Source organism: Nodularia sp. LEGE 04288, assembly GCF_963896525.1.
Classification (GTDB): domain Bacteria; phylum Cyanobacteriota; class Cyanobacteriia; order Cyanobacteriales; family Nostocaceae; genus Nodularia.
The window spans coordinates 1-16,742 of record NZ_CAWQOY010000013.1; the positions used below are offsets into that span (position 1 = coordinate 1).

A 16,742-nucleotide genomic window follows, 5' to 3' on the forward strand; every position below is an offset into this window, starting at 1 on the left:
AGCTGTGTATAAGAGACAGGTTCTATTCTGCTTAACTCCCTTCCTTGGTTTTCTCTGTCAAAAAGGTTTCAAGACCCTAATATTTATATATGGATCTTCACCCCTCCGCCCTTTCCTCTTTTTTGGCTTTGCGTAGCGGATTGATATTTCACGCCCTGCGGCTCAGAGGTACAGGCCACTGTGCTAAAACTTCCTTGTATAATTCTTCTAGCTGAGTAATATTTTTACTGAGGGTATAGCGGTCTAATACACGCTGTCTGGCTTTTTGCCCCAGTAAGGTAGTTATCTCAGGATGGTCTTGGAATAATGGTAAAAGGGTTCTTAATTGCGATCGCGCTGTCCTAGTATTCAATACTACACCCGCCCCTGCCTCTAACACTTCTCCGTCTGCACCCACGTCTGTGGCTAAACAAGCTATTCCACAAGACATTGCTTCTAACAGAGACAGAGACAACCCCTCCACCAACGAAGGCAAAATAAATACATCTGCGCCCCGTAAAATTTCGATGCGGCGCTGTTCGTCAGCCACAAATCCCAACCAGATAATCCCGGACTCTGAACCATAAAATGGTTCCAAGGAAGACTTCAAAGGACCATCACCCACCATCAGCAACTTACTACCAGTCCTCATGTGTGATTGCTTCCAAGCCCGGAGAAGAGATTCAACGTTTTTTTCTGGCGCGATGCGACCTTGATAAACAAACAAACGTTCCGCGTTGAACTCCGCTTTGATTGTCGAGTGTCCTGGAGAAAACTTGTCAGTATCAACTCCATTGGGAATCACAGCAATTTTCTTTTCCTTGACACCTAGACGTGCTAATAACTCGCGCTGAATTTGGGAAAACACAATTACGCGATCGTAGTTTCCCAAACAAGGTGCATAGAGTTGATAAGCTAACATCTGTGTTCCCGATACGAATTTTGCCCCCTTCCCCGCAAAGGCTGTGTGAAAAGTAGCAATCAAAGGCAAATTCAATTGTTCGCAGATTTCCGGTAGCACAAAGTCCAGGGGAGATAAACTCAGAGAAGCATGGACTATATCCGGCTTGATTTCCCGTAGCGAATCAGTTAATACCTTCGTGGCTTTAAAACTGGGAATTGTGTAAACCTGGGATTTATAAATGAAGGGTAGGGAAACTTCTTGGTAATTTGGCCAATTGTCAGTTCCAGATTCTTCTTGAGCGAAGTGGAGAAAACTAACTTGGTGTTCCCGGTGCAAGGCATTTGTAACTTCTCGACTGTAGGTGACATTACCACAAAAGGGTGATTTCTTTCCAATCCAGGCTATACGCATTCTTTGTTAACTATCAGAAAATCAGGTTTGATAAATCAATTTTTTAGTTGCTTGTCTTTGATCATGTGGTAATTTTTGGCTGTTGGGGTTGCAGAAAACTCCACCCTACCCCAGTCAATAAGCCAAGCTTTATTATTATTTAACCAGTGAATTGCCGGATTTCACCTCTAAATATTAAGTTGTTAATAACTATATTTTAATAAAGAGTTTGTCTTGCTAAAATCAAATTGATACTCAGCAAGTCTATGATGGATTTTGGCTGGATTTAGTTTAGCACGAAAGCACAATTCTTTAGGAAATGGCTATTGCTAAGAATGTATTGAATTATATCTCCTTTAAGTCTGATCACTCCTAATGGGAGTTATAAAAAGTTAATAGACCTCCTGAAAACACAGTCACAGCTAATACCAAGAAAACCGCTTGTAATCCCATAAAGGTTTCTGCTACGCCAGCTAATGCCAAGGGTAGAGTTAAGGCAATATTAATCACATTATTTTGCAGACCAAAGACCTTACCACGCATTTCTGGAGGAGTTTCTGTTTGAATAGCGGTTTGCATGGGAATACCAACTAGCGCCCCAAACACACCCAACAAAGCTACTAACAACAGAATTATCCCTAGTTGTGTTGTGAATATTGACAGACCAATGAGAGTGACTGACATTCCTAAACAACCGGAGAGACTAAGTTGGGAGTAGGAAAAGCGCTGACCAAACTGACCGAGAATTGTCGCCCCAGCGGCCATACCAATACCACCAAAGGCTAGTAAAAAGCCAAATTGAGATGCTTTTAAGTTAGGAATTATTTCTGCCATCCGCACAGCGAGAACAGTTAAGGCGGCAAACACAGAAAACAAAATAGTCAGTTGTAGTAAAGCATTGCGGACACGAGAATTAGCTTTAAGGTAAGAGAAACCATCGCGCAAATCAGAGAAGACGTGAGGAAATTCTGTGTCGGGGTGGTGGGGTTTTTCTTTAGTCGCTAACAGCAATAAAATGAATCCGGCGATCGCATAACTACCACCGACCAAAAGTTCTTTACCTAATCCACCACTACCACCGATGTTTAGCCAAAGTGTATCAGCGATCGCTAACAGAGGTTCCCCAATGGCAAACCCCACAATCACCGAAGCCATCATGGTTGTCGTATACAGCGAATTAGCCGAAAGTAAATGCTGTTCTTCCACCACCAAAGGAATTGCCGTTTGTTCTGCTGGGGCAAAAAACTGAGTCAGAGTAGAGACTAAAAAAGTCACACCCAAAATAATCCCAAAACCCACAGGTAACATCCCAATGGGTTGCCAATCATGAGTTAACCACAGCAAAAAAGGAATTGATAAAACCAGGATACCGCGCCAAGCATTCGTGGTTACCAGCACAGTTTTTTTCGACCAGCGATCCACAAATACACCAGCCACAGAACCAAACAGTACAGCCGGAATCGTAAAAGCCATCATTAAAGCTGATACCCAACCGCTAATGCTTTGATCACTTCCCTGAAACTGAGTATTAATCAAGCCAATCATCAGTACCAGATAGACTTTATCTGCCATCTGGCAGAAAACTTGACCACCCCACAGAGCCAGAAAATTGGGATTTCTTAATACAGGTAAAAACCCTTGCTGTTTCCCATTTGCTGATGCTGTGTCACCATCGGCACTAGACCCATCTAATTGAGGGGATTCTGTTGCGGAAGTAGTTGCTACTGAAAAACCCCGACCATTGCCGTTTTTGTCGGCTTCAGGCTGTCTGGTCACCTCAGTTTTGGGGATTTCCGATGTCTTGTTTTGTTCATTTTGAGAAACATCTGGTGTCGGCTTTTCTGGGCTATTTGTAGACTTGGGAACAGCACTCAAGTGATTCTTGACTGTAGGATCTGATGCCCTATTCTGTTTTTTGGTGTTGGGTGACAAAGGCAGGATTTTTCTATCCAATTCAGACGGTTGCATCATGGTTAGCGGCAAAATAAGAGTCAATCAAGGTAGCAGAGCGAATCGGGCGACCTAAATGATATTGAGCATATTGGCGCAAAATTTGCTCAACAGATAACCAGCCATAATTTGTGGCAGCATCCATTTGCATTATCTCTGGTTCTGACAGATGTTGGAGCATAGCTAGTTCTGTAGCATCCAAGCGACCAGAAATTACTGGTATGTCTTGGCGGTGAACAACTGTTTGGTAGCCTAAGTTTCGCTGATGGGCTGATGGAGTCAGATGAGGCTGATCTCGATCTTTTCGCAAATTTTCCCAAGCTTCTAAACAGACTGTACCACCAGCGGTCACACTAAATCCCACGCGCCAGTTAGGGTCTGTCAAGTCTGGTTTTAAGGTCTTCTGAGTTAAACAACAGACTTGTACTTGAGGTGACAACCCTGCGAGAGCAAAAAACTGAAACACTCCATGAGCTAAGTGAGCATAAATGCCAGATTTATCAGTTTTGGGCAATACTTCCAATTGATGAAGATATTCGGTGAGTAACTGATAAAGTTCCTCTTGGGGTTGTTCACTCAAAGCTTGACACAGGACTATTTCGGCTAAATACTGACCAGCGGCAAGTTTGCCCAAGTCTTGAGCCAGACCTGGATAAGTTTTTAAAGTTTGTGCTTGTGTAATTCTATCGAGCGATCGCCCTTTGGCAATCAGTAATTCATTGACCACAAACATACCACTCCTGCCACCAAGGCTAGAGTTTTGCTTGCGCGCCCCTGGTGCAACTGCTTGAATCAAACCGAATTCTCGTGTCAAAATTGTGACTATTCTGTCTGATTCTCCCAGCATTTGGGCTTTGAGATTAATTCCAGTGGCTTTATAGGTTCTACTCATTAGTCATTAGCCATTAGTCATTAGTCATTAGTCATTAGTCATTAGTCATTCTGTGAGAACAAACAACCCATGACTAAAGACAAAAAAAAGCCTTGACTATTCACCCTTATCCAGGTTATTGCGCTGGTGGAGCAAATCGATACTCCGAGATGTGCCTAATCTAGTAGCACCGGCGAGGATTAGCTCTATGGCTTCATTGTAGGTGCGAATACCCCCAGAAGCTTTAATTCCCACGCTGTCTTTGGTAATTTCCTTCAACAGCCGCACATCTGCCAAACTAGCGCCGCCATTCCAACCTGTACTGGTTTTTAAGAATGCCGCCCCTGCTTCCATACATATTTCCGCAGCTAGTTTTTTCTCAGCATCAGTCAGCAGGTTAGTTTCCAAAATTACCTTGACAGTTTGCCCAGTTTCCTCACAGATTTCCGCAATCTCGCGGTGAACTGCTTCAGTTCTGCCCGCCTTCAACCAACCTAAGTTGATCATGACATCTAGCTCAGTCGCGCCAGATTCCGTAGCTTCCTGAGCCTCATACAGCTTGACTGCTGAAGTTGTCGCCCCCATAGGAAAGCCAATCACCGTACAAACTTGGGGCTTTTTGCCGTGGAGGAGTTCTGCCGCTTGCTTCACATAGGAGGGGTGAAGACAAACCGCCGCAAAATTAAATCTGTCTGCTTCTTCACACCATTGCTCAACCTGCTCTGGAGTAGCCGTTGGCATCAGCAGAGAATGATCGATAAATGGCGCAATATCAATATCAGGATAGTCTGCTGCCATTGTGTGTTTTGCCAGTGATTGATTATTAAAGTTTATAAAAAATTAAGACATTTCTTAATATATATATTAAAACACATTTAGTTTGAGTTGATCCTGAAAATAACAGACATGGTTTTCTCTACCGACCTATGGGTAAATATCAGGAAAATGAATTAAATAACATCCAAAGCCAGGTTTTTGACCTCACCCCGCCTTAACTGGCGAAAAAATCTCCCCTCTCCTCAACCAGGTGAGGTTTGATCATTTATTGTCCTAAATAGGCTTCTAAAACTTGGGTATTGCTTTGAATTTCGGCGGGAGTTCCCTCAGCCAAATTTTGACCCTCAGCCATGACCCAAACGCGATCGCACAAGGACATGATTAAATCCATATTGTGTTCAATAATCAGAAAAGTCATGCCGTCTTGGCGGTTCCAGGTGCGAATGCGATCGCATACATCATCAATCAATCTGGGATTCACCCCGGCGGCTGGTTCATCTAATAAAATTAACTTGGGATTAGTCATTAACGCCCGTCCCATTTCCAATAACTTGCGTTGTCCACCAGACAACCCACCAGCATATTCCTGTGCCTTTTGTGCCAATCCCACAGACTCTAATAAAGACATTGCTTGTTCTTTAAGTTGCTTTTCTTCCTGAGCTACAATGTGGGGTTTTAACTGCACTTGCCAAAAATTTTCCCCTGTTTGTTTTTGCGCCGCCAGCAGCATATTATCTAACACCGACAACCGCGAGAGCGTCCGCGCCACTTGAAAGGTGCGGATTAATCCCTGTTGGGCAATTTGATATGGTTGTAACTGCTGAATCGGTTCGCCGTCAAAAATCACTCGTCCCTTATCTGGGCGAATAAAGTTGGAGAGCAGGTTAAACAAAGTGGTTTTACCAGCACCATTGGGGCCAATCAAGCCAGTAATACTACCTTTATTCACTTCAATTCTGGCCTCTTTGACTGCTTTAATGCCACCAAAGCTTTTACAAAGTCCAGTAGCGGCTAACAAAGGAAGTGGCGGTGACGGATTATTTACCATAAAAATTCATAACAATTGTTTTTATTTTTACTCAGGGAGAGAAGAGGCAGGGGTGCAGGGTGCAGGGTGCAGGGGAGAAGAAGCAGGGGAGCAGGGAGCAGGGAGCAGGGGAGAAGAAACTTTCCAATGACCAATGACTAATGACTAATGACTAATGACTAATCACTTACCAAGGGTGAGTTCTTCCTTTTTACCTAAAATACCTTGCGGTCGCCAAATCATCAGGATCATTAAAATCAGACCGATGACCATAATCCGAAATGCACCTAATTGGTCAGCAGATAAATTTGTGAAAATTTTCGGTAAAAACTCTCTAGTCGCTGCATCGTAAGTAAAGAAAATTACCGCCCCTAAGATTGTGCCAATGTTATTTCCAGAACCGCCTAAAATCACCATAATCCAAGCGTCAAAGGTGAGTTGTGGTTGGAAATTATCAGGGTAAATGGCGCTCAGTTGCCAAGCGAAGAAAGCCCCAGCTATACCTGCGATCGCACCTCCTAACATCAGCGATTGGACTTTATACCAAAACACATTTTTACCCATAGCCCTGGGGACTTCTTCATCCTCACGGATAGCTTTTAACACACGACCCCAAGGCGATCGCACCAGAATTTCCAACCGCCAGAAAACAAGTGCTAATACCAACAGCGACAACAGCATCAAACCTGCTGCGGGTTTGTAATCATATAAGCCAATCATTCCCGAAATATAAATTGCTGCTGTCAATAAAGCGAAGATCATTCCTACCCCCAAGCGGGAAACTAATTCTTGCTTGCTACTGACTTTTTTACTAGAATCAGCCAACAGAGACTTTTGGGCGGAGCGAATCCATCGCCACAATGCAAATAAAGTTATAGCAGCCAGCAGTGTCAGCAATCCCATCATTACCAGTCTGATTAACAAATTGGGGGCTGTGGATAAAGGTAGAGGATAACTTTGGACACCAAACGCCCCAGATATCCAGGTATCCTTCACAGGTAATTCTTGATTGTTCACCACCAAACGAATTAATTCTCCCACCCCAATGGTGACAATTGCGAGATAATCTTCCCGCAAGCGCAGAGTGGCAAAACCGATAATTAAACCCAATAAAGCTGCTACCATTGCGCCAAAGACTGCTGACACCAGTAGAGGAACTCCCTGAAAGCTTAATAACACAGTCGTATAAGCGCCCAGAGTCATAAAAGCAATATGACCAAAATTAATTAACCCTGTATAGCCCCACTGCAAATTCAGTCCTAAACTAAATAAGGCGAAGATTGTGGTGGAAATTGCTAAAAAGATGAGATATTCAACCATACTAATTTAATTCAAATATGCGTTATCCATAACCCTTGTCAAGACCTGGCAAAAGGCGGAACCCCACCCCGCCAAAGTTATATATAGCAGTTTCCATTGAGACGAGGTACAGATTCATCTGTGTACCCTGCGGGTAACCACTGCGTTTCTAGATCTGTGGTTGATGATTCTTTGATATCCTACACTCAGGTAGAAACTGCTGTATATACTGAGTCCATCCTCCTACAGCAGATAATCTGATCCTGCCGTTAAGGATTGTCGATTTTTGGGAACAATACTTTTGTATTTTGGGTAATTTTATCGTTATTATGAACTTGCTAAGAATTAGAATCCATCACTTAATTGAGCAATTAAATGATGAAGAATTGCAAAGTGCCTGGGATGCTATCCATGCTTTGCATTGTGACTCTTATATGTCGCAAGCGATACAACAAGTCAAGCAATCGCAGCAACCGTGGGATATTTTAACCCATGAAGAAGCAAAACTAATGTTAGTGTACTTCTAAATTAAGAGCGCTTTCGAGCTAATGTCAGTAGACCTCAAGTTTTGTTAAGGTAACATCAGAGTGAGTTTGGAAGTGCGCTATGCCAGGTCTTTTTTAGTAGACCTGAAGAACTTAGAACCGGTTGTCTACCAACGGGTATATGATTTTGTATTTTCCGAGTTTACCGAAAATGTGCGTCTGCATAGTCTCCCAGAATTACGGTGCCTTGATGCTGAGGGCATTTTTCACCGTTTCACTATCGATAATTATCTAGTTGGGATTGAAATTAGGGGTGAAATTGTCAAGTTTCTCCGTGTCATACCGATGCCGGATGTTTAAATTGAGTAGTAACTGTTAAATTATGGGCGAGTCTGTGAGTGATGCTCAATAGCCAACACTTAAAACTGTATAAGGCTAGGCAGGGATGGCTGTAACCATACATTAAACTTGTTTTTGAAGCAATACTTTATTTGAGATTTCCCTATGGATGCAAAGGCACTTTGGCAACGATACCAAAACTGGTTATATTTCCACGAGGGATTAGGACTTTACCTTGATGTCAGTCGGATGGGTTTTGATCACGCTTTCGTGGAATCGTTGCAGCCGAAGTTTGACAAAGCGTTTGCGGATATGGCGGAATTAGAAAAGGGTGCGATCGCAAATCCTGACGAAGGCCGCATGGTTGGACATTACTGGCTGCGAAATCCTGATTTAGCACCCACTCCAGAACTGACACAAGAGATTGTCCAAACTCTAGAACAAATCGAAGCCTTTGCCGAAAAAGTCCACACAGGTGCGATTCATTCTCCTAAAGCCAGCCGCTTTACGGATATAATATCCATTGGTATTGGTGGTTCTGCCCTGGGGCCGGAATTTGTCGCTGAAGCCCTCAGTCCTGATTTTCCTTCTCTAAAAATTCACTTTATCGACAATAGTGACCCCGCAGGAATTGACCGCATTCTCAATCAACTGGAAGACAATCTAGCCAGCACATTGGTTTTAGTCATCTCCAAATCGGGAGGCACACCAGAACCCCGCAATGGCATGATTGAAGTTAAAGCAGCCTTCGCTAGTAAAAATTTAGACTTTGCTAAACAAGCTGTAGCCATTACCAGCGTTGATAGCAACTTAGATAAAGTCGCCCAAAAAGAAGGCTGGCTAGCCAGATTTCCTATGTATGACTGGGTGGGAGGACGCACCTCAGAATTATCTGCTGTGGGTTTAGTACCAGCCGCATTACAAGGAATTGACATTCGCGCCATGATTGAAGGTGCGAAAGAAATGGATGATGCTACCCGCGTCCCAGATTTGAAAAATAACCCAGCGGCTTTGTTAGCTTTGGCTTGGTATTTTTCCGGTAATGGCAAAGGTGAAAAAGATATGGTTGTCCTACCTTACAAGGACAGCTTGCTGTTGTTCAGTCGCTATTTGCAACAGCTGGTAATGGAATCTTTAGGTAAAGAAAAAGACCTAGATGGCAAGACTGTTTATCAAGGTATCGCCGTTTACGGTAACAAAGGTTCCACAGACCAACACGCTTACGTGCAGCAATTACGTGAGGGTATCCCAAATTTCTTTGCTACCTTCATTGAAGTGTTAGAAGACCGTGAAGGGAAATCTTTAGAAATCGAACCTGGGGTAACTTCAGGCGATTTTCTGTCTGGTTTTCTCTTAGGAACTCGACAAGCGCTTTACGAAAATCAGCGCGATTCGATTACAGTGACTATTCCCCAAGTCAACCCGAAAACAGTGGGTGCGTTAATTGCTTTGTATGAACGCGCTGTGGGTTTATACGCCAGCTTAGTGAATGTCAACGCCTACCATCAGCCAGGGGTAGAAGCTGGTAAAAAAGCGGCTGCGGTAATTCTGGAGTTGCAATCAAAAGTTGTAGCTGTATTACAAAAGGAAAAAACCGCCCTTTCTCTGGAAGAAGTCGCCCAAAAAGCGGGTGCTGCTGATCAAGTTGAGGCAATTTACAAGATTTTGCGCCATCTACACGCCAATCAGCGCGGTGTGGTGTTACAAGGTGAACTTGCAAAGCCCGGTAGTTTGAAAGTTTCTGCCGGTTAATTGGTTTTAGGGATGTCCCCAAAATAAATTACCCCAAAATTGTAGGGTGGGTTAGCGATCGCGTAACCCACCATCATCTATTAAATCTAGAAGTTAAAATATGGATTAGTTTCACGCAAAGGCGCAAAGGCGCAAAGGAAGAAATACTGTTAAATTGAGTTAATGCAGTCTTGATCATGAGGGTTAATAATGTGACGCAATCAACGCCGAAACGATCGCCAAGGCGAGGGCGCATTTTTCCTGAACTGACTTTAACACCAGAGGAACGGGCTAGACGTAAAGCTGAAGATGAAGTATTTTATCGCCGTTGTCGCGCTGTATTTGAGCGAGTGCGTCCTGATTTGATTTCAGAACACTATGGCTGGTATCTTGCTGTAGAGCCGGATAGTGGTGATTATTTCGTTGATGAAGATAAAGAAGTCGCTAGTAAGAAAGCCCATGAGAAGCACCCAAATGCTGTACATTGTATGTTCTGCCTGAATGAGACTGGAGCTACTGGCAGAATATGATTCAGGGTATTTATTTTTATCAGAAAAAACGAACCGCAGAGGCGCAGAGAACGCAGAGGTAAGAGAATTGTGTTATTTGGGGGTGGTTGGTAAGTCGCGGAGAAAGTAAAAGCGATCGCTCTTCCAATATTTTCCTTTTTCTCGTCCTAAATAGCCTGTGAGGGGTGAGGAAAGTTCTATCAGAATTTCGTGCATTTCTTCTGTTTTTAGGGGCTGTGGCGGATTTGAACCAAAATATACGCCATGTAAACTTTCGACTCCTGTAGATTTATTACCTGAGTTTTGCAGATAATTTTTTACTAGCTGGATTATGTGCGATCGCAATTTTATAGATTGTTCAAGTTTATAGATATAAGTATTAAGTTTACCATCAGCAGTTTCACCAAATGGTTCTTCTTCCAAACACAGTTTTAGTTCTAACAAATTGATAGAATTTTTGTAATTTGCTTGCAGTTCAACTAGCTTTTGCAGTGTTTCAGGAGTCATAACATTCATTTGATTTTCGGTAGCTGTTCTTGATGCGTACTTATTGAGTTTTCCAGCCGCTACAATTAATTTAATTGATTTTTCATACTGAATTTTCCCAAGATGGTTCATGCCTATTTTTAGTAACTGTGCAGGTGTACCATCACTTACTTTTTCATATTTCGTTGCTTTGCACTCTCCTACTATCGGATAAGGTTGTTCAGCATAAATATCCATTCCTCCTGCGCCACCAACATTATCTGGATTCAAACCTGAACCTGTAAAGCCTAACTTGAGTAATGCTCTACGAACTAATTTTTCAAATTTATTTCCCTCACTAGAATTTCCAACTTTAGCAATCGTTTTTATCCACTCTAAATCTTCATCAATACTTTGAGTTAGCCTCTCACCAGTCCAACCTAAAAAGAGTTTAATTTCATTATCTAATTGCTGTGCTGCTGGATTTGTGATGGCTATTTGTGATAATGCACTTTGTAATTCTTCGAGTTCTGGGTGCGTGGGTGGTTCTCGGTTCTGTAATTGGCGTTGGCGTTGGGCGAAGATGCGATCGCTTAACACTGGTTTTGCTTCAGAAGCAGTAATATTAGATAAACCGACAAATTTACCTATTTTTTCTTTAATGTCGGGATTAACAGAAATTTCTTTAAACTCAGCTAAATGATAAACTCGCAAGTAAGCCAGAAAAATATGTTGTTGTCGTCGTACTATCTCTTTTAGTGCTTCCGGTGTCCATATTGTTAATTGAGATAAAATCTCTAATGGCTGAGTGCTATCTAAAATTTGGCAACCTTCACATCTCGCCCACGCTTTAATTAAAAATGGGAAGTCCGCAGGATAAAAAGCAAATCTCTGTCCTGGACGAATAAACATCCTGGGTAAAGCTGCAATTGTTCGCCCCTGTATTAAGGCTTCAATATTAGGGGCGGGTAGACACAGTGCTGTTGGAAGTGAGAACATCTGATTCATTTCTATTTAATTATATTATTGGTTTACTCATTTGGATATTCTCAGCATTTACATCACTTTGAGGAATTCTCATCGGTAAATCTTCATCTGTTAAATTATCAGGTTCTTGCCCAGAAGGGTCACTCAAAATTTCTCGAATTAGAGGATTATGGATTGCTAGTTGCTTCTGCTCAATAAATTCAAAAATTTCCTCTTCTGTCAATTCATAAATTTCTCTATGATTCCAAACAAACCAGATAGCTAAAAGAGGTTTAATGTCTTGGATTTGCAAGCTTACCCATTCTCCACCCTTTTCTTTTAATAAAATTCTCAAGTTTTCTCTAGCTTGAGTTGCAGCTGTACTAATCTTTTTTGAACGCACCAAGCAACCACGAGTTAAATCAAAGGTTTGATAATCAATTAATCTACTCAAAGCTGTTGTGACACCAACACCCCCTGATTGCTGTAGAATATCCACTCCAATTTTTACTTTTTGACGATTTCCAATAATTTTAAAATCAATATAGCTGTCGTGAGGTACTTCTTCAATTTTTTCAATTGTCACTCCTTCTACAGTTTTACCTATTAACCTATCAAAAGAAAATTTAAGAGCCTTAGTAATTGTGCCTTCATCATCTAGCAATGAATTGATCGAATATTTTAAATGGACTAATTCACTCTGAAAGTATGGTTTAACTAGATGAAAATCTTTTTTGGTAACTGGTGGTATTACAGGAGGCTCTTTACCAGGGTGATTAGTAGGTGTAAAGTTCTCTGCACACCACTTTAGAACTGATCTAACTATAGGTTTACCTTTACCTAATTCTCTAAGTTGCTTTTCATCAAAGGGATAAAGGGGATGAGGCGGGATTTGTTGATGTTTTTGATAAAAGTCTTGTAGCCATTGACCAACTAAGGCAAGAATATCATCAGAATTGAGATATTTTAAAGGAATAGGCTTCCTCTTTGATTCACTTGCTAATCTATCCATAACGGCTTCGGCTTGTGGTAGTATTTTGATTTGATACTCCCAAGTTTCTTCATACATTGCCAGTAACAAAACACCTCGTTTGAGATTGTTATATAAATCCTTAACCAAGTTGCCAATAATTTGTGCTGCTGTAAAACCATTATCTGCAATGTCAGCAATATCTAACTCATCAAAACAAATCACCGGAATTCTATAATCACTAATTATGTCTATAATTTGGCGAATATGACTTAATGCTTCAGCTTCTCTATCTTCTTTAGTTAGATTTGGTAGCCCCATTGCTTTAGCATCTTCCTGTGTTAATTCCAAGCCGGATAACCAGCAATTTGCATAATTAACATGATCTGGGGAAAGTGTCCACAAAATAGCCTGAATTATGTAAGGGTTGCTAATTTCTGGTTTAACTTGCTGAATAATTTTTGTTAATTGTCCAACAAATTTATTTGAATATTTATTCAACCAATTTGGGAATTTAGTCATATATTGCTGCGGCGTATATTTCCATTTCTGGGATTCATTAATTAACCCTGCTGCTATTTCTTGCCACTGCATCACATTTTGACTACCAAATGCTCTCAAACTAGAGGCAATATTTTGTAAAAATTGATATTTTATTTGATTTAAGTTATCGTATTTACTCATGTAAATAAATAAGTTCCCTTCTTCTGTCTGTAAACGATGCCGAATGCGACTAATAATATGGCTTTTACCTAACCCCTTTTCAGCCGTAATCGTAATACCAACAGTTGTAAGTTGTTTTTTGCGAATCTTTTCAACTGCATTAAATACTGCATCAGAAGCATGAGCATTAATCCAGGGAACATCAGGAAAACTTTTACCCCATATTTGTTGAGGTTTAACAACCATATGTCCTGCAAATGGATTGTGTTCTTTAATCAGTTCATCGATGGTAGATGTATTAGCAATCATGGTAATGTGAAGTGAATGTGTGAAGAAACAAATAATTTAGGTTTAGATACGCTTGGCATAGCAGCGTAATCCATCAAGTTCTGTTGTTATGGAATCTTCTATTTTGTCCGGTGCGCTATCTTCTACTGTTCCCCCTTGCAGTTGAAAAATATCATCAGCCTGCATTTCTAGGAGAAAATCATTAAATTCTGTACGAGTAACTCGTTCTCCTATTGTTCTTCTAATACGATATATAGGCACTAAATTATTAGAGTTATATTCATAGTTCAGCTTGTCGTAGACTTCCAAAGCTACAGACTTAAACTCATCGTAAGAAGCAATATTTGCACTCTTCACTGCATTCACTGGTGCAGATGTACCAACACGTACATCTATCTGACTAATCCACCGCACCAACGCATTCGCCGCCCAAGTACCAACAATAGTCCCTTCAAACTTAAAATCACCACTCCTCAAACCCTCACCTAGAACCTCCAAACCCTTGGGAGAGTTCAGAGAATATCCAGTTTTGGAAATGGCGATCGCCCCTTCTTTCTGTAATTCCTCGAATATGTCCTTAAAATCTGCTACCTTCTTACCCTTAGATATAATGCGCTTCGTTAGTTGACCTTTTTTGACTTCCTGCTTTATTCCTCCCAAATCCCACAAAGCCAGCAGCAGACGTGTTTTAGCTTGGGTAGCCTGTAAAAGATTTTGTCCCGCACCCATACCGTGTGTCCTATTTAACTAATAATTATTATCATAATGTTATTTGCTTCACTTGGCTACAGAAATATCATTGTTTATTTACTAGATATTTCCCACAAATAGCTAAGTTTATTAATTAGAATTGAAACCCCCATTTCCTACAAGGGAAGGGGGGCTAGGGGGGTTAGGTTTCTCAGGTTTTGATGTTAGTGAAATGATTATTTAATCGCCAAAATTTCCTGCGCCCGATTAATATTATCCCGCACAGATTGCGCCGACATCTGCAAAGCTTCTCTTTCCCCATCGGTGAGATGCAATTCCAAAATCTTCTCAATTCCACCGCCACCCAAACGACAGGGAACACCAATCACAACATCATCTAAACCGTATTCACCCTGTAAATAAGTCGCCACAGGTAACAACCGCGACTGATTCCACAAAATAGATTCCACCATCACACTCGCAGCCGAAGCAGGCGCAAAAAATGCCCCACCAGTCCGCATCAATTCCACAATTTCCGCGCCCCCGTTGCGGGTTCTCTCTACCAAACGGTCAATTGTGGCTGAATCGAGTAATTCTGTGATGGGAATGCCGTTAACGGTCGCATAACGAGACAAAGGAACCATTAAATCACCGTGGCTACCCAATACCATCGCTTTCACATCAGCAGGTAATACCCCTAATTCTAAAGCAATGAAAGTTTCAAACCGGGCTGAGTCTAACACTCCAGCCATACCCATAACTCGGTGACGTGGTAAACCTGTAGCTTCCCAAGCCAAATAAGTCATCACATCCAAAGGATTGGTCACCACTATAAAAATAGCATTGGGAGAATAGGCGATCGCACTTTTAGCAGCTTCCACCACAATCTTGGCATTAATTTTCAGCAAATCATCCCGACTCATCCCTGGTTTCCGAGGAATACCAGCAGTAATCACCACAATTTGGGAATCAGAAGTATCAGCGTAATTAGTCGTCCCGATAATCTGCCGATCATGTAACTCAATACCCCTAGCCTCCATCAAATCCAATGCTAAACCTTGAGGCATTCCCTCCACAATATCCAGCAAAACCACATCTGCAAGATTTTTCTCAGCAATGCGTTGGGCGAGAGTACTACCAACCTTACCAGCACCCACGATGGTGACACGAGGTGAACGGCACAGAATCGAAGACTCAGGGGAAGAAAACATAATAATTTGTAATAAGTAATTCGTAATTAAGAAAGTCAGACTCTATTGGCTTTAGCCAATCCTTCAACCATCAGACATATTATAGATTAAGATTACTTGGGCTAAATTATCAGAAGTAGGTAGTCAAGATGAGTACAGAACAAGAGTTATTAACCAAATGGCGTTCCCTTCCACAAGATAAACAAGAGGAAGTTTTAGATTTTGTGGAATTTCTTCGCTTAAAAACCTCTGTAAATAAAACTCCCTTGGGAGAACGGTTACGCCAAATTCGCTCTAGAATTGTTGCTTCTGGGAAACATCTATTAGATGAAGATGAAATAGAAAAAGAACTCGCCAGTCGCAGAGGTGGGCTACAGGGTAGAGAAGGATGAAAATAACTTATATTGATTCAGGAGTATTACTCTGTGCAACAAATGGTGTTGGTAGAATTGCCGAGAAAGCCTTGGAAATATTAGGAGATTCCCAACGGGAATTCGCTTCTAGTGAATTTGTCAGATTGGAGGTAATACCAAAGCGGTTTATCACAAGCAAACTGAAGAAGCTCAATTTTATAAAGAATTTTTTAGCGATGTTACCTACTGGGCGAGTGATTTGACTCATATTGTTCAAGAAGGTTATCAAATTGCTGTTCAGTATGGTTTAGCAGCTATGGACGCGCTTCATGTAGCTGCGGCGTTGTCAGTTAGTGCAGAGGAATTTGTGACAACTGAGAAAAAAACAAAGCCTATGTTTAGAATATCTAGTATTCAAGTAATCTCTATTTTTGATTAATTTTTTCTGGTAGATATTCTAGAGTAATGTATCACTGAACCGTCCTCGGTATAAAATGCAATATTGAAACCTGCGGAGGCAGGTTTTGTTTGTGTAGGCTCAGACTAAAATCTGAGCGTTAGTTAAACTCTTCAAGTTGATCTGAACGTAACCAAATATTTGGTGTTGGCACTTTCCCGAATTTTACAAGAGCGTAATCACCTCTAACATCGACAATTTCGCCCTTGCTGTCAAACAAATACGAAGGAAAGCGATTATCACTGGCTTTTGCTTCCAGACTGTTTTCCAGCTTCTCGCGGACAGCGCGAACCATATCTCCCTTTTTGACTGCCATAAATTGCCTCTTAAATTTGTAGATCGTTTTAAGAGGATTTTAGCTTGTGAACAGATGTAATTTCACTTAAGAATATCTTGAACACAAAAGGACAAAGCAGATATTCCACTCCCCACTCCCCAC

At 41.4% G+C, this 16,742-nt stretch carries 18 protein-coding genes; 7 read left to right on the top strand and 11 right to left on the bottom strand.

The features are described 5' to 3' along the window. Positions 1–148 precede the first annotated feature (148 nt). From AACX33_RS01200 to AACX33_RS01225, 6 genes are all read right to left on the bottom strand, one after another. Positions 149–1,294 carry a glycosyltransferase family 4 protein gene (locus AACX33_RS01200; RefSeq protein WP_194001709.1) on the bottom strand — a complete coding sequence of 382 codons (1,146 nt, stop codon included), beginning with the start codon at positions 1,292–1,294 and terminating at the stop codon, positions 149–151. A gap of 351 nt (positions 1,295–1,645) precedes the next feature. After that, entirely contained in the window at positions 1,646–3,241 is a 1,596-nt protein-coding gene (locus tag AACX33_RS01205; RefSeq protein ID WP_194001940.1) for an MFS transporter, read from the bottom strand. After that, entirely contained in the window at positions 3,228–4,115 is an 888-nt protein-coding gene (gene recO / locus AACX33_RS01210; protein WP_194001707.1) for a DNA repair protein RecO, read from the bottom strand. The genes AACX33_RS01205 and recO overlap by 14 nt, the downstream gene beginning before the upstream one ends. A 96-nt stretch (positions 4,116–4,211) precedes the next feature. Continuing rightward, entirely contained in the window at positions 4,212–4,892 is a 681-nt protein-coding gene (gene deoC / locus AACX33_RS01215; protein WP_194001705.1) for a deoxyribose-phosphate aldolase, read from the bottom strand. A gap of 244 nt (positions 4,893–5,136) precedes the next feature. Then, positions 5,137–5,919 (bottom strand): ABC transporter ATP-binding protein, encoded by a 783-nt coding sequence (locus tag AACX33_RS01220; RefSeq protein ID WP_194001703.1) that lies wholly within the window; start codon positions 5,917–5,919, stop codon positions 5,137–5,139. 162 nt (positions 5,920–6,081) lie between these two features. Further along, the gene (locus AACX33_RS01225; protein ID WP_194001701.1) at positions 6,082–7,218 is read right to left on the bottom strand and encodes a branched-chain amino acid ABC transporter permease; all 1,137 of its coding nucleotides are present in this window, start codon (positions 7,216–7,218) and stop codon (positions 6,082–6,084) included. 308 nt (positions 7,219–7,526) lie between these two features. Here AACX33_RS01225 and AACX33_RS01230 point away from each other — a divergent pair, with 308 nt between their 5' ends. From AACX33_RS01230 to AACX33_RS01245, 4 genes are all read left to right on the top strand, one after another. After that, positions 7,527–7,724, top strand: coding sequence for a hypothetical protein (locus AACX33_RS01230; RefSeq protein WP_194001699.1), 198 nt, complete (start codon positions 7,527–7,529; stop codon positions 7,722–7,724). 60 nt (positions 7,725–7,784) lie between these two features. Beyond that, positions 7,785–8,042 (top strand): cytotoxic translational repressor of toxin-antitoxin stability system, encoded by a 258-nt coding sequence (locus AACX33_RS01235; protein ID WP_194001697.1) that lies wholly within the window; start codon positions 7,785–7,787, stop codon positions 8,040–8,042. 144 nt (positions 8,043–8,186) lie between these two features. Further along, the gene (locus tag AACX33_RS01240; protein ID WP_194001695.1) at positions 8,187–9,773 is read left to right on the top strand and encodes a glucose-6-phosphate isomerase; all 1,587 of its coding nucleotides are present in this window, start codon (positions 8,187–8,189) and stop codon (positions 9,771–9,773) included. A 176-nt stretch (positions 9,774–9,949) separates the two neighbouring features. Further along, complete coding sequence (locus AACX33_RS01245) at positions 9,950–10,282, top strand: hypothetical protein (protein ID WP_228049083.1); 333 nt, start codon at positions 9,950–9,952, stop codon at positions 10,280–10,282. Between the two features lie 72 nt (positions 10,283–10,354). Here the strand turns inward: AACX33_RS01245 and AACX33_RS01250 are convergent, their stop codons facing one another. The 4 genes from AACX33_RS01250 to mdh form a co-directional block, all read right to left on the bottom strand. Next, entirely contained in the window at positions 10,355–11,725 is a 1,371-nt protein-coding gene (locus tag AACX33_RS01250) for a DUF1802 family protein (protein ID WP_322744540.1), read from the bottom strand. Positions 11,726–11,744: 19 nt separating this feature from the next. Next, the gene (locus tag AACX33_RS01255) at positions 11,745–13,634 is read right to left on the bottom strand and encodes a hypothetical protein (protein ID WP_194001692.1); all 1,890 of its coding nucleotides are present in this window, start codon (positions 13,632–13,634) and stop codon (positions 11,745–11,747) included. Positions 13,635–13,676: 42 nt separating this feature from the next. Further along, positions 13,677–14,342 carry a hypothetical protein gene (locus AACX33_RS01260; RefSeq protein WP_194001689.1) on the bottom strand — a complete coding sequence of 222 codons (666 nt, stop codon included), beginning with the start codon at positions 14,340–14,342 and terminating at the stop codon, positions 13,677–13,679. A 197-nt stretch (positions 14,343–14,539) separates the two neighbouring features. Next, positions 14,540–15,514 carry a malate dehydrogenase gene (gene mdh, locus AACX33_RS01265; RefSeq protein WP_194001687.1) on the bottom strand — a complete coding sequence of 325 codons (975 nt, stop codon included), beginning with the start codon at positions 15,512–15,514 and terminating at the stop codon, positions 14,540–14,542. Positions 15,515–15,642: 128 nt separating this feature from the next. Here mdh and AACX33_RS01270 point away from each other — a divergent pair, with 128 nt between their 5' ends. The 3 genes from AACX33_RS01270 to AACX33_RS01280 are packed head-to-tail and all read left to right on the top strand — an operon-like array spanning position 15,643 to position 16,285. After that, entirely contained in the window at positions 15,643–15,885 is a 243-nt protein-coding gene (locus AACX33_RS01270; RefSeq protein ID WP_194001685.1) for a DUF2281 domain-containing protein, read from the top strand. Next, entirely contained in the window at positions 15,882–16,109 is a 228-nt protein-coding gene (locus AACX33_RS01275; protein ID WP_227789375.1) for a hypothetical protein, read from the top strand. The genes AACX33_RS01270 and AACX33_RS01275 overlap by 4 nt, the downstream gene beginning before the upstream one ends. Continuing rightward, complete coding sequence (locus tag AACX33_RS01280) at positions 16,106–16,285, top strand: hypothetical protein (protein WP_227789376.1); 180 nt, start codon at positions 16,106–16,108, stop codon at positions 16,283–16,285. The genes AACX33_RS01275 and AACX33_RS01280 overlap by 4 nt, the downstream gene beginning before the upstream one ends. Before the next feature lie 118 nt (positions 16,286–16,403). Here the strand turns inward: AACX33_RS01280 and AACX33_RS01285 are convergent, their stop codons facing one another. After that, positions 16,404–16,619: an NAD(P)H-quinone oxidoreductase subunit O gene (locus AACX33_RS01285; RefSeq protein WP_194001683.1), complete on the bottom strand. Its 216-nt coding sequence runs from the start codon at positions 16,617–16,619 to the stop codon at positions 16,404–16,406. Between the last annotated feature and the right edge of the window lie 123 nt (positions 16,620–16,742).

Coding starts and splice junctions, on each gene's coding strand:
- recO (WP_194001707.1), bottom strand. CDS start 4,115: ATGAGTAGAACCTATAAAGCCACTGGAATTAATCTCAAAGCCCAAATG.
- AACX33_RS01255 (WP_194001692.1), bottom strand. CDS start 13,634: ATGATTGCTAATACATCTACCATCGATGAACTGATTAAAGAACACAAT.
- AACX33_RS01260 (WP_194001689.1), bottom strand. CDS start 14,342: ATGGGTGCGGGACAAAATCTTTTACAGGCTACCCAAGCTAAAACACGT.
- AACX33_RS01245 (WP_228049083.1), top strand. CDS start 9,950: ATGAGGGTTAATAATGTGACGCAATCAACGCCGAAACGATCGCCAAGG.
- AACX33_RS01250 (WP_322744540.1), bottom strand. CDS start 11,725: ATGTTCTCACTTCCAACAGCACTGTGTCTACCCGCCCCTAATATTGAA.
- mdh (WP_194001687.1), bottom strand. CDS start 15,514: ATGTTTTCTTCCCCTGAGTCTTCGATTCTGTGCCGTTCACCTCGTGTC.
- AACX33_RS01225 (WP_194001701.1), bottom strand. CDS start 7,218: ATGGTTGAATATCTCATCTTTTTAGCAATTTCCACCACAATCTTCGCC.
- deoC (WP_194001705.1), bottom strand. CDS start 4,892: ATGGCAGCAGACTATCCTGATATTGATATTGCGCCATTTATCGATCAT.
- AACX33_RS01270 (WP_194001685.1), top strand. CDS start 15,643: ATGAGTACAGAACAAGAGTTATTAACCAAATGGCGTTCCCTTCCACAA.
- AACX33_RS01220 (WP_194001703.1), bottom strand. CDS start 5,919: ATGGTAAATAATCCGTCACCGCCACTTCCTTTGTTAGCCGCTACTGGA.
- AACX33_RS01200 (WP_194001709.1), bottom strand. CDS start 1,294: ATGCGTATAGCCTGGATTGGAAAGAAATCACCCTTTTGTGGTAATGTC.
- AACX33_RS01240 (WP_194001695.1), top strand. CDS start 8,187: ATGGATGCAAAGGCACTTTGGCAACGATACCAAAACTGGTTATATTTC.
- AACX33_RS01230 (WP_194001699.1), top strand. CDS start 7,527: ATGAACTTGCTAAGAATTAGAATCCATCACTTAATTGAGCAATTAAAT.
- AACX33_RS01275 (WP_227789375.1), top strand. CDS start 15,882: ATGAAAATAACTTATATTGATTCAGGAGTATTACTCTGTGCAACAAAT.
- AACX33_RS01285 (WP_194001683.1), bottom strand. CDS start 16,619: ATGGCAGTCAAAAAGGGAGATATGGTTCGCGCTGTCCGCGAGAAGCTG.
- AACX33_RS01205 (WP_194001940.1), bottom strand. CDS start 3,241: ATGCAACCGTCTGAATTGGATAGAAAAATCCTGCCTTTGTCACCCAAC.